Origin of the sequence: Scopulibacillus darangshiensis, from assembly GCF_004341035.1 — a bacterium.
GTDB lineage: Bacteria > Bacillota > Bacilli > Bacillales > Sporolactobacillaceae > Scopulibacillus > Scopulibacillus darangshiensis.
Genome location: NZ_SLXK01000009.1, coordinates 35,460 through 48,343 on the forward strand (window position 1 = coordinate 35,460; position 12,884 = coordinate 48,343).

Consider the following 12,884-nt stretch of genomic DNA (forward strand, 5'->3'; position numbering starts at 1 on the left):
AATTGTAAGTTGAATATAAAAAATAAACAACCCGTGAAGAATGCCTTCACGGGTTTCATTTTGTGTCAGGTACTGGAGGACGAAGGGTTTGCGGTCGAGCGGGGTGTCGGCGGTATAGAAACAGCATTTATAGGGACGTTTGGCAGTGGTAAACCTGTTATCGCCATATTAGGGGAATTTGATGCCTTATCCGGACTGAGCCAAAAGAGGGGAGCGACATTCTATGAACCCGTTATTCCCAATGGAAACGGTCATGGTTGCGGGCATAATCTCTTGGGAACAGCTCCTCTTGCAGCAGTTGTTGCATTGAAGCAATATATGGAAGAGCATAATATGGAAGGAACGATTCGGTATTATGGCTGTCCGGGCGAAGAAGGCGGTTCTGGAAAAACATATATGGCTAGAGCGGGGCTGTTTGACGATGCGGATGCTGCCTTAACGTGGCATCCTGAGTCATTTAGCGGCATCTTTTCATTAACAACGCTAGCCAATTATCAAGTCTATTATAAATTTAAAGGGGTTGCCTCACATGCCGCGAATTCTCCCCATCTGGGAAGAAGCGCATTGGACGCTGTTGAATTAATGAATGTCGGCGCCAACTATCTTAGGGAACATATCTTGCCTGATGCCAGGCTCCATTACTCTGTTATTAATGCCGGTGGCATCTCTCCAAATGTGGTACAAAGAGAGGCGGAGGTCTTGTACTTGTGATCAGCAGCCTGAATTTACTTCTTCCGGCTGCTGATCTTGAATATATCCGTTACAACGGCGTAACCTTCGCCTTTTTACCGCCCTTTTGCAGTGATTGATTTTGCCGCGAGTATATCCAACGTGCAGAGATCGCGCTGACCACACCGGAAAAGATAACATACAGCGTGAGCAATGTAGGGGAACCATTGGTGAGGCCTAGTAAGGACGTGGCAATAATAGGGGTCAAGCCGCTTGCGAAAATACCGGAAAATTGATAAACAAATGACATGCCGGTGTACCTGACCTCCGGATCAAACAGCTCAGCGAATAGAGCAGCTTCCGGGCCATAAACAGAGGCATAGAAAATGCCAAATGGTATAATGATGGATAACCAGATTAATAATGTGTTGCCTTCGCTGTTAGACATAAGCCAAAACGCCGGCAATGCTGAGAGACCAGTGATAAGGCTTCCGTACCAATAAGTCCGGGTTCTGCCAAAGCGATCTGAAATGTAGCCGAATAAAGGAAGGGTAAAGCACATCACAAAAGCAGCGGCTGACACGCCTATTAAAGCGATATTCCGGGAAATATGAAGGGTATTCGTCAGATAAGTAATTGAGAAGACGCCCATGACGTTAAAGAAAACGCCGTCAATATAACGGGCTCCCATTCCCGCTATGACGTTGCCGGCATTGCCTCGCCACATATCGGCAAATGGGATACGTGATTCTCTATTCCGGTCTTTTACCTTCTGGAATTCAGGTGTTTCGGAAACAGTTAATCGAATCCATAATCCTACAAAAATTAGGAGAGTACTGAGGCCAAAGGCAATTCGCCACCCCCATGCCATGAACTGGCCATCAGTTAATAAAGAAGATAATAGTGCTACAATACCAGAAGATAATAATAGGCCGATGGCAAGGCCAATCTGCGGCAAGCTGGCATACAGTCCTCGTTTGGAAGGAGGCGCATGTTCAAAGGTCATAAGCACAGCGCCGCCCCATTCACCGCCAAGGCCTATCCCTTGTAGAATGCGTAAGACAAGCAAACAAATCGGTGCCCAAATGCCAATCTGTTGATAGGTGGGCAAGATAGCAACCACTGCGGTACTGCCCCCCATGATCATTAAAGTCAAAATCAGCATACTTTTACGACCGATTTTATCTCCGAAGTGGCCGAAAATGACACCGCCCAATGGCCGCATTAAAAATCCAACAGCAAAAGTGACATATGCCAGAAGTGTTGAAACTACAGGGTCGTTTGCCGGAAAGTAAAGATGATTTAGCACAATACCAGCTACAACACCGTACAAAAAGAAATCATACCATTCAATTGTTGCACCGATTAAACTTGAACCAACCACCCGCTTGAGCATTGTCCTATCAGAAGCACTCATTAATAAACTTCCTCCTTAAAATTTTCTTCCTGCTATTAAAGACATTCAAGTGACCAGGTAATGATGGTAATGTAATCGCTGTCATTTGTAGATGCAATCAAGGTTTAGTCATTTGTTTTATGGTTAGGGTGTAAAGACCTGAAAGCCGAGGGCTTTGGTGACGAGTTGCAATAATTTCTCAATCACTGTGTAATATTTACCTTTTCTTCACTTAGTTTTTTTACTAATGAATGATAAATAGCTTTTATATCATCAGATGTGGGCAGGACTCTATTCGTTTCAATGCCATTTCCGGACAGAGCATCCTCAACAAGATGAGGGATGGTTTGCTTTAGTTCCTCAACATTTTTGATGTGCTTTCTACCAAAATTCCAAATGTCAAAATGGCGGTTAAAGTTATGAACAATATCAACGGATGTTTTGGCAAGTTGTTCTTGATTGCTTGAATTTTCAGCGCCTAAGGAAAGGGCTATGTCAGCAAAACGGTCTTTTGCTGCAGGCAAACTAAATGCCATGACAAATGGGAGAAGAAGGGCAACGCTCAAACCATGAGGGATATGGAAATGTGCCCCTAAGGGTCTACCCATGGCATGAGCTAAATTCGTCGATGCGTTGGAAAAGGCGATACCGGCATAACAGCTTCCCAATATCATGTGGTTTCTTTTTTCGATGTCGGAGCCATTTTCATAAACCTTTGGCAAAGACTTACCAATCATTCCAATGGCTTTAATGGCGTAAAGATCGGTCATAACGGATGCGCGGGTGGAAACATAGGCTTCAATAGCATGGGTCAAGGCATCAAGCCCTGTAAAGGCGGTAAAACTCTGTGGCAAACTTAGGGTTAACTCGGGGTCTAAAATGGCTGCGTCGGGGATTAATTTGGGGTGTCCCGGGTTCATTTTGAAATTTGTCTTTTTATTTGTGATGACCATTACTTTTGTTGCCTCGGATCCTGTACCCGCTGTCGTTGGTACAGCAAATAACGGCAGTCGATCTAAATGCGGCAGACTCGGGATACTTTCCCATTTCAAGTCTTGAGTTGCGCCGAATACGGATGTTGCTTTTGCAATATCAATAGCACTTCCGCCCCCGATAGCAATGACGCTGTCACACTTGTATTTGGTTAAGGCTTTAAGGGAAGCATCAACATGGTCTGTTGTCGGTTCCCCTGAAAATTGGCAGAATAAATGTGGTTCCAATTCTTCCTCTTTTAAAATGGCAGCAACTCTTTTGTGCAGATTCAAAGGAGGACTAGCTAAAAAGGAATCCATAATTATAACTGGCCTTTTTCCGCCATAGGCCTTTACCTTCTTACCTAAATGTTTAAAGCTTCCGGGACCGGATTCAATTTGGCGTGGTAAAACGACAGATGGCATTGTTACAACCCCTTTATAAAGTATTTTAATTAAAAAAACTAACTGGTTATTACAGGTAACTACCAGTCGGGTCAATTAAAACACATGTCTTGAATTGTGTCAATAGTGTGACTAATCTTTAACGTGAAAACAAAGTCATAAAATGGGAAGGAGTGGAAGGGGCGTGCGTTCCGAGGTTGCATAAAGTAAATTCTTAAGCCAAGCTAGCCCTTTCGACGCTTCATTTCGATATTAAAGGCATACATATCTGATCGAAAGACACTTTTTAAAAATTCTACGGTATCCCCCTTAGGGGTTGTTATGATCCGGTCACTCATTAGCACACTGGAGTCCTTAGATATCATTAAATGCTCTGCATCCTGGATTTCCGGTTTGCCGGCTGTGATCATTTGATCGGCTTTCCACAGGTTTACCCCAAGGGCTGATTCAAGCAAATCATATAATACAGCGGAGTTTAGGTCATATTTTTCAAGTTCTTTGCCAATTTCGAGCGGGTAATAATGTTTTTCAATGGCAATTGGAATGTCATCGGCAAATCTTAATCTCTCAATCATGTAATATTTTTCTGTTTCTAAGATATTTTTTATCTTTTTTGAAGATGATTCAATGCCATTAAATAATAAGCGCGTCCCTGGTTGCATTTTCATATTTTTAATTGTTTCGGTAAAACTTGTAAAGGATCCGAGCCAATCATGAACGGGAACATTTGAAACAAACGTTCCTTTACCGTGCCTTTTCTCCAATATGCCTTCATGGACCAAATCGGAAATAGCCGCACGCACAGTCGTTCTGCTCACCGAATAACGATCCATAAGTTCCCGCTCACTTGGAATTTTATGTTTATAAATGCCGCCCATTATTTCTCTTTTCAAATAGTTCTTTAACTGAATATGTAAAGGTTCGGCACTTTCAAAATCTAGTTTCATTAGTGACCTCCAGAATGATTAAATAACGGTAATATATAACTTTATTTAACCAAAGAAAAAGCGTAAATTCAATTTTTGGCGGCCTAAGCCGGGATGTAAAATGGTTGTTTAAAGGAATTTTTATGGGCTTAAGAGGGTATTTGTCGAAATTTCTTCTAAAAACAAAATCTCTATGGAAATAACAGCCCAAAATAAAGAAATATCAGGAACGAAGTCTTTTACAGTTAACATAGCATAAATTTTATTTTTCCATAAGTATAGGTGATCTAGGATGGTTTAGTGAAACTGCACATGACATCTATTCCCATTGACATAATGCATGACATCAAGCATAATATAATTTAATTTTATAAAAATTCAGCACTGACAGGGACGAGTAATGAGCTGGTTGGGATGAAAGAGAGTGGAATTCATCGGCTGGAAGATTCCATCATTTACAGGCTACATGAACCTACCCCTTGAGCTGTTTGGCGAATAACCTGACCGTTTTTTCCCGCGTTACGGGAATGATAAGTGGGTATCTGCTATTTTATGTATGATACCAAAGTAAGGTGGTACCGCGGATCACAAGCCCTTTCCGTCCTTTTGCATCGTCATGCAGAAGACGGGAGGGCTTTTTTGTATACGTTATTTTGAAGAGGTTTTATTCAGGAAAGGGTGTGAGAACAAGTGGGAAAAAAGCGGGTTGTTGTTAAGATTGGCAGCAGTTCTTTAACCAATACAATTGGCGGGCTTAGTGAGAGCAAACTTGCCGAACATACAAAAGCATTAGCACAATTAATCAAACAGGGGCATGAGGTCCTTTTGGTTTCTTCAGGTGCAGTATCGGCTGGTTTTGGGGACTTGGGTTATCCCGCCCGTCCTGTTACCACATCGGGAAAACAAGCGGCAGCTGCTGTTGGTCAAGGACGGCTCATTCAATCTTATACTGAATCATTTAAGGCATACGGGATTGTACCAGCTCAGCTGTTGTTAACGAAGAATGACTTTACTAATAAAGAACAGTATAGCAATGCTTATTCCGTGTTAACCGAACTGTTAAAACGATCTGTCCTGCCGATTATTAATGAAAATGATTCGGTTGTAGTTGATGAACTGACATTTGGTGATAATGATATGCTAGCTGCTCTCGTCAGCGGTCTTGTCCATGCTGATTTTTTGATGATATTAACAGATGTTAACGGTTTATACGAGGAAGATCCAAGGGTCAATCCGCAGGCACTGCGCTATGACTTTCTTCCCGAAATAACTGAAGACCTCCTGCAGCAGACAAAGAGTACATCTGTTTCAAAATTCGGTACGGGAGGAATGAAATCCAAATTATTGGCCGCGCAAACGGCTTTATCACTCGGTGTGAATTGCTTCGTCGGAACCGGTCTAGGGCCGGACAAATGTCTTGATATCTTGGATGGAAAAGGGGATGGCACTTATATAGGGCATTCTCCAGGCCCCATTTTAAAGAAACCGAAACAATGGCTTGCGCTACATTCCCAAGTCTCAGGGGAAATTCAAGTTGATGGCGGCGCGGCCCGCGCAATCACTGCAGAAGGAAAGAGCCTTTTGCCTGCAGGAATTAGACATATCAGCGGGTCATTCGACACCGGTGACGTTGTTGAAATAACGACCACAAAAGGGGAAGTCATAGGAAAGGGCCAAGTCAACTATTCTTCGGCACAATTAAAGATGGTAATAGGATTGGCGAGTCAGGAGGCGATGCAAAAAACGGGGGGGAAACGCCCCGAGGTTATTCATCGTGACCACTTCGTACAAATCATAGGGGAGGCGCTCATATGAGTGAACTTATCGAAAAGGCAGCAAAGGCAAAAGCCGCTGCCAGCCAGTTGAGCTCGAAGACCACATTGCAAAAGAATGAGGCACTGAAGACCATTGCGGATCAGCTTACAAATGAAATGGCCTATATTTTAAGGGAAAATGAAAAAGATATTGATGCCGCAAAAGAAAAAGGCATCGGCCAATCACTTATCGACCGCTTGATGTTGAATGAAGGCCGGATTGTTGAGATGGCTGAAGCGCTTATTCAACTAACGGCCTTACCTGATCCAATCGGTGATACATTGGAATCGTGGGAACGTCCCAATGGCCTTGCGATTCAAAAGGTCAGGGTGCCTTTGGGTGTCGTCGGGATGATCTATGAAGCGAGACCCAACGTCACGGTTGATGCTTCTAGTCTTTGCTTGAAAACCGGTAATGCCGTCCTCTTACGCGGAAGCTCATCCGCCCTGCATTCGAACCAGGCGCTTGTTAATGTCATTCATCGGGCGTTGGAGGGGACTGAATTGCCAGCCGATGCCGTGCAATTGCTTGAGGATGTCAGCAGGGAAACAGCCTCCGATATGTTCCGGCTGAACGACTATTTAGATGTACTGATCCCCCGCGGAGGAAAACGGCTGATTCAAACCGTTGTTCAAAATGCTTCTGTTCCTGTACTGGAAACGGGTGCGGGGAATTGTCATATTTTCATAGATCAAAGCGCGAAGCCCGGGATGGCAGCTGAAATTACTGTTAACGCCAAAACACAGCGGCCTTCAGTTTGTAATGCTGCGGAGAAACTGATTGTACACGAAGCATGGGCGAAGAGGCATTTAGCGGAACTTGCTGTTAAGCTTCGGGACCATCATGTGGAACTGCGCGGTGATGAAAGGGCTACAGCTTTCGTGCCGGATCTCATCCCGGCGGACGGTGATGATTGGGAAACTGAATATCTAGATAAAATTCTAGCAATCAAGGTTGTCGCAAATGTTCATGAAGCAGTCCGGCATATTAATCGATACGGTACAAAGCATTCTGAAGCGATTCTCACAGAATCCGAGGAAAGCGTATCCGCCTTTTTCCAAACGGTCGATGCAGCCGTCCTTTACCATAATGCTTCGACCCGTTTTACCGATGGTTTCGAATTCGGATTCGGTGCCGAAATCGGGATCAGCACGCAAAAGCTCCATGCCCGCGGTCCAATGGGGCTGCCAGCTTTAACGTCGACAAAATATACTGTTTGCGGGGAAGGGCAAATAAAAGGGGTCTGACCCCTGTCATGTGGATAAGTGACTTATTTAGGGGGGTCAGACCCCACCCCTGTGGATAAACGGTATTTATCCACAGGGAAAACTTTATTTTATTTGGTTTTGCCAAAACACTAAAAAAGGGGAATTTGCCATGTCACAACTATCCGATCCGTTAAACTTACAGCAACGTTTGCTTGAAACATATGATTCCGCCCTTGATCACTCGGGGATTAATGGCGGCAGACTTGCTTCAAGGCTTGCGGCATTATCGTCAATCGGTTTGACAAAGGAAGAGGGTTCATATCGAATCGGGTTTTCTCAGGAGGAAAGACAGGCTAAGGATTTAGTTATAGGCTGGATGGAAGAAGCGGGACTTAGTGTAACAGAAGATCAAGCGGGGAACGTATTCGGTCGATTGGAAGGTGAAGAAAACAGTGAATCTGTCGTTTTGTCCGGTTCCCATGTTGATACAGTGCCAAACGGCGGCCATTTTGACGGGACATTAGGTGTGTTATCAGCACTTGAAGTCGTAGAAGCATGGCATCAGACCGGTTACCGTCCGAATAAATCTTATGAAGTTGTCATTTTTTCCGATGAAGAAGGGACAAGGTTCAATGGAGGGTTGATTGGCAGCGAGGCAATGGTTGGCGATCTCGATGTTACCGGGTTAAAGCAAAAGAAAGATCTCAATGGTATTTCTTCCGATGAAGTTATGAATAGGATTGGATTAAGCATTGATGATTTCAGGAAGGCAAAAAGGGATTTAAATAAAATATCCGCTTATGTAGAAGTTCATATTGAACAGGGAAAGCAGCTTGAAAAAGCGAATGTCGCAACAGGGATTGTAACTGGCATTGCGGGTCCATGTTGGCTGGAAGTAACCTTTACAGGAGAATCCGGGCATGCTGGGAGCACCCCAATGGATAATCGAAACGATGCTTTGGTCGCTGCCGGGGAATTTATCACGGAAGTCAATCAACTGCCAAAGCAAGTCAGTTCTACCGCAGTGGCGACGATCGGAAAGCTTAATGTGCACCCGAACGGGGTCAATGTTATTCCAGGTCAGGTGACTCTATACGTCGACATTCGTGATATTTACTTGGAAACTCGGGACAAATTAGTGGATCTTGTTATTCAAAAAGCTGAAGCCATATCGGAAAAACATGGGGGTTCTGTATCCTATAAGGAAACATTGCGTGTCAGTCCTGTCCCGATAGAGGCGGACATGCAAAATAAGCTCGAAAAATCGGTTAAGGCACAAAATATAAAACCCGTTTACTTACCAAGCGGAGCAGCCCATGATGCTATGAATGTCGGGCAACACCTTCCAGTAGCCATGCTTTTTGTCCGGAGCAAGGACGGTATCAGCCACAATCCAAAAGAATGGTCAGCATTAAATGATTGCGTTAAGACGGTCCATGTTCTGAATGACTTTTTAAAAAAATTGCTAGTGTGATTTAATTGCTGCAAAAAAAGAGCCATTCCTTGGGAATGGCTCTTTTCGTCTAATCTCTTAGAAGTTTTATCACGTCAAATGATTCCGGGTCGATGACGACGCCAAACGTTTCTTGGGCGTGCTCGAGGGAAATGTAGCCGTTTTTAACGTCGTCAGCTACTTGTTTTGCCGGGCGGTTAAATGGATGGCCGTAACCTCCGCCTGTGGCTGTTACCAGTTGGACAACATCGCCCTTATTAAGAGGGTATCTTGTTGTCATACCAAATGGACCAGCGGTTTCGCCATTTGCTTTCCTGAAATAGACGTTATTCGGTGAACCATCTTCGCCGCCGTTTAACCCCCATGGAGCGAACTGGTGCCGCCCGAACATGGTGGTAATGGTTTGATTGTCGCTTAAGGCTCGATATGAGCGGATCACGCCGGAACCGCCAATATACTCACCAGCACCGGCACTGTCGCAATGCAGGCTGTATTCATCAATTAATATACCGTATCGTGTTTCTGCGACTTCAACAGGGACATTGTATGTTTCCCCATCACCAATGCAAAATTGGCCTCTGGCACCATCCTGCCCTTGACTTGCTCCCCAGCCGCCAACGGACGGTTCGACGACAAGGAACGGTTCATCATTGCTAGGGTTTTTACCTGATAGCGTCACAGAACATACGGATAATAAATGCCCTGCTGACAAGCGATCTGGAAGTTCTGGAGCGAGTGCCTTCCATATTAAATCCGCTCCGCCCAACCGGCCTTCCCAGTTCATAGATACAGGGGCAGGCCGCCCAGCTGAAATGATAGAGCCTTCATCGGTTATCACTTTCAATGGGCGGAAGATGCCGTCATTTACATTTTTTGACGGGCTGATAATGGCTAAGAAAATGGCCCTGACTCCAGCAATTAAGGCATAATATGAACAGTTGACCGGTAATGGCACCTGAGGGTGGCTGCCTCTGAAATCACAAATAAAGTGATCATCATTAATTGTTACATTCACTTTGATTTCAAACGGACCATCCCCGTTGCCATCATCTTCTATGAAGCTGCTGGCCGAAAAGGACCCTTTAGGCAGCTTTTTTAGTTCATTTCTGGCTAATTGTTCTCCTTGATCTAACATTAGTTCAATGGCCGAAGAAACCTGGGTTTTGCCGTATTTCTCACAAAGATCGATGATGCGTTTTTCGCCTGTGCGCAGCGCGGCAACCTGAGCCCACATATCACCAATCGATAGGTCGGGGAATCGAACATTATATTTTATAATATCAACGACAGCTTGATTGACTTTCCCTGAATCGAATAGCTTCACTCCAGGGAATTGCAGCCCCTCCTGATAAATTTCAGTCGAGTCACTGGTGAAAGAACCGGGATCCTTCCCGCCCACTTCTGTCCAGTGAGCTTTATTAACAGAGAAAGCAATCAGCTCATTTTTATGAAAAATAGGCAAAACCAAGCCGACGTCCGATAGATGTGATCCTCCGCCAACGTATGGGTCATTGATAATAATAATATCTCCGGGCTTCAAATCCTTGCCCTCATCGTATTTTTGCATGACATGCTGAACCATGGGGCTTAACATGCCTATAAAACTCGTCACACCATTGCCTTGGGTCAACAATTGCCCTTTGGCATCTGTTAATCCACTGGCATAATCAAGCACTTCGTAGATGATCGGGCTCATAGACGTGCGAGCCAGGGCATAAAACATTTCATCACCGACAGCCATTAAGGATTCCTTGATAATTTCCAGTGTAAATGGATCTACTTTCGCATAGCTCTGTTCAACCATTTATTTCACCCCTGTATCAATTATAAGATTGCCATATTCATCGACAGTTAGTGATTGATCCGGATAAATCACTGTTGAGGCAGAAGGCTCTTCCACAATAGCCGGTCCTTCTATCATGGCGTCCGGCACCAGCCGCTCGCGTTGGTAGATGGTTGTATCCAGCCACCCATCTTCTTCGTAAAAGACGGGCCTTGTGGCTTTAATGGCTGATTTCACCGATTCATTGGATGTTGCCAGCTTTTGAAGTTTCGGTTTTTCGACAGTTCCGAATGCTGTTAAATGAAGATTAACAATTTCCGCCTGAGTATCCGGCAGTTTAAATGTGTAATTTTTTTCGTGCAGCTCATGAAATCTTTCAGTGATTTCGGTTAATGTTGCTTTTGTCCAAGCTACATTTGGGACGGGGACCTTGACAGTATGTTCTTGTCCAAGATAGCGCATGTCGGCAAATCGGCTGAACAGCACACGGCCTTTATCAATGCCCTCTGTTTTAAATTGTTCAAGAGCCCGGGATTCGAGTATTCCCCATTCATTTTCCAATATAGATAAATCAATGTTGTTAACCCGTTTTATATGGGTTTGGATGTCATCGTGCCTTAAATCGGTCATTAGCATTCCCCATGCTGAGAATACCGAGGAAGCAACGGGCACGATGACTTTTTTTACCCCTAATTCTTTTGCAAGGGCAGGCGCATGCATGGAGCCGCCGCCGCCAAAAGCAATAAGTGTGAAGTCCCGAGGGTCATGACCTTTTCTAATGGAAATAAGTTTTAATGCATTAAGCATGTTGGCATTGGCCATTCGAATGATGCCCAAAGCCGCGTTTTCAACGGATGTCCCGTAATGCTTGGCAATGTTTTTGTCAATGGCAGCCTTGACTTTATCAATGTCGACGTCGTAATCGAAATTATCTTTAGACAGCCTGCCAGTGACAAGATTAGCATCTGTGGTAGTAGGTTCAATCCCGCCTTGGCCGTAAGCAACGGGTCCAGGCATGGCCCCAGCAGACTGCGGTCCGACTTTCAGAGATCCAGTATCATCAATTTTTGCAATCGATCCCCCGCCGTTTCCAATTTCCAGTATATCGACAACGGGCACCTTGATAGGATATCCGGCATGGCGGTCATCTTTTTCAATAAAATAATCTGTTGTGATTTTAACCTCACCTTGATTGATCAGCGAGCATTTGGCGGTTGTACCCCCAATATCAAAGGCGATGATGTTGTCTTCGCCAAGTATTTCTCCTAATACCGCGGCTCCATAGATACCAGCGACCGGGCCGGATTCGACCATGTTAATCGGGGTTTCTTTAGCATGGGAAAAGGTCGTTGTTCCGCCGTTCGATTGCATGATGTAATTGTTGCTGTTGACATGGTTATGATTTAATTTACCGTACAGTTTGTTAATATACTCAGCAGCAATCGGTTTAACGTAAGAGTTAAAAACCGTCGTGCTTGTCCGCTCATACTCGCGCCATTCTTTGGTCACCTCATGGGAAGCCGTGACCGACACTTCTGGCCATAATTGCTGAATGATGTCAGCCGTTTTTTGTTCGTGTTCGGGGTTGATATAGGCATGCAAATAACAAACAGCAATGGCCTCAACATTTTCCTTTTTAAAATAATCGACAGCAGCTTTGACCTGGTTTTCATCTAACGGAGAGATGACTTCACCCTGATAGTTCAGCCGCTCGTTCACCTCGTAGCGCAGATGCCGGTCAATAAACGGCACAGGTTTTTCATAGCGGACATTATATAAGTCGGGACGATTGCCGCGGGCTATTTCCAGAACATCTCTAAAACCTTTGGTCGTCAACAACCCGGTTTTGACACCTTTGCGTTCCGTCAATGCGTTAATAATCACGGTCGTCCCATGGATAAATGTATCAATAGACTCCGGATCAATGCCGCTTTCATTAATGACATTGATGACGCCGTTTTCAAAATTGGGCGGGGTGGTATGGGATTTGGCCATGTCGATTTTTCCTTGATCATTGACATAAACCAAATCTGTGAATGTTCCTCCGATATCTGTGGCCACTCTCATTGGGATCCCTCTTTCTTTTTTGTATTGTACCTATATTAGAACCAGTGGTTCTTATTTTAATTTAATGTTAGTATACAAGATGGAGATCAAATTTTCAACATTATCAGGTATTTTAGTGGATTTTTCTATTAGTGCTGCGATTTGGCAGTGATTTTTTTGCCCTATTTTTAGAATATTGTTGCTAATTGGAC

8 protein-coding genes, 1 pseudogene and 1 other annotated feature are annotated in these 12,884 nt (G+C 44.3%); of the genes and pseudogenes, 4 read left to right on the forward strand and 5 right to left on the reverse strand.

What is annotated here, in order from left to right:
- Positions 1-57: 57 nt before the first annotated feature.
- A pseudogene (locus EV207_RS08220) lies at positions 58-708 on the forward strand (amidohydrolase); the annotation flags it as partial.
- 52 nt (positions 709-760) lie between these two features.
- Here the strand turns inward: EV207_RS08220 and EV207_RS08225 are convergent.
- The 3 genes from EV207_RS08225 to EV207_RS08235 form a co-directional block, all read right to left on the reverse strand.
- Complete coding sequence (locus tag EV207_RS08225) at positions 761-2,086, reverse strand: MFS transporter (RefSeq protein ID WP_132745560.1); 1,326 nt, start codon at positions 2,084-2,086, stop codon at positions 761-763.
- A 182-nt stretch (positions 2,087-2,268) separates the two neighbouring features.
- Positions 2,269-3,462 carry an iron-containing alcohol dehydrogenase gene (locus EV207_RS08230; RefSeq protein ID WP_132745562.1) on the reverse strand — a complete coding sequence of 398 codons (1,194 nt, stop codon included), beginning with the start codon at positions 3,460-3,462 and terminating at the stop codon, positions 2,269-2,271.
- Between the two features lie 203 nt (positions 3,463-3,665).
- Entirely contained in the window at positions 3,666-4,388 is a 723-nt protein-coding gene (locus EV207_RS08235) for a GntR family transcriptional regulator (RefSeq protein ID WP_132745564.1), read from the reverse strand.
- Between the two features lie 354 nt (positions 4,389-4,742).
- Positions 4,743-4,976 (forward strand) — a binding site (T-box leader).
- Between the two features lie 81 nt (positions 4,977-5,057).
- On the opposite strand from EV207_RS08235, the gene proB reads away from it, so the two are divergent.
- From proB to EV207_RS08250, 3 genes are all read left to right on the forward strand, one after another.
- Positions 5,058-6,182 carry a glutamate 5-kinase gene (gene proB / locus EV207_RS08240; RefSeq protein ID WP_132745566.1) on the forward strand — a complete coding sequence of 375 codons (1,125 nt, stop codon included), beginning with the start codon at positions 5,058-5,060 and terminating at the stop codon, positions 6,180-6,182.
- Positions 6,179-7,429, forward strand: a complete 1,251-nt coding sequence (locus EV207_RS08245; protein WP_132745568.1) for a glutamate-5-semialdehyde dehydrogenase — start codon at positions 6,179-6,181, stop codon at positions 7,427-7,429. Before proB ends, EV207_RS08245 begins: the two co-directional genes overlap by 4 nt.
- Positions 7,430-7,559: 130 nt before the next feature.
- Positions 7,560-8,864: a M20 family metallo-hydrolase gene (locus EV207_RS08250; protein WP_132745570.1), complete on the forward strand. Its 1,305-nt coding sequence runs from the start codon at positions 7,560-7,562 to the stop codon at positions 8,862-8,864.
- A 49-nt stretch (positions 8,865-8,913) separates the two neighbouring features.
- Here EV207_RS08250 and EV207_RS08255 read toward each other — a convergent pair whose 3' ends face one another.
- Positions 8,914-10,647, reverse strand: coding sequence for a hydantoinase B/oxoprolinase family protein (locus EV207_RS08255; protein WP_132745572.1), 1,734 nt, complete (start codon positions 10,645-10,647; stop codon positions 8,914-8,916).
- Positions 10,648-12,693, reverse strand: coding sequence for a hydantoinase/oxoprolinase family protein (locus EV207_RS08260; RefSeq protein WP_132745574.1), 2,046 nt, complete (start codon positions 12,691-12,693; stop codon positions 10,648-10,650).
- Positions 12,694-12,884: the final 191 nt, after the last annotated feature.

Coding starts and splice junctions, on each gene's coding strand:
- EV207_RS08235 (WP_132745564.1), bottom strand. CDS start 4,388: ATGAAACTAGATTTTGAAAGTGCCGAACCTTTACATATTCAGTTAAAG.
- EV207_RS08260 (WP_132745574.1), bottom strand. CDS start 12,693: ATGAGAGTGGCCACAGATATCGGAGGAACATTCACAGATTTGGTTTAT.
- EV207_RS08230 (WP_132745562.1), bottom strand. CDS start 3,462: ATGCCATCTGTCGTTTTACCACGCCAAATTGAATCCGGTCCCGGAAGC.
- EV207_RS08250 (WP_132745570.1), top strand. CDS start 7,560: ATGTCACAACTATCCGATCCGTTAAACTTACAGCAACGTTTGCTTGAA.
- EV207_RS08255 (WP_132745572.1), bottom strand. CDS start 10,647: ATGGTTGAACAGAGCTATGCGAAAGTAGATCCATTTACACTGGAAATT.
- EV207_RS08245 (WP_132745568.1), top strand. CDS start 6,179: ATGAGTGAACTTATCGAAAAGGCAGCAAAGGCAAAAGCCGCTGCCAGC.
- EV207_RS08225 (WP_132745560.1), bottom strand. CDS start 2,086: ATGAGTGCTTCTGATAGGACAATGCTCAAGCGGGTGGTTGGTTCAAGT.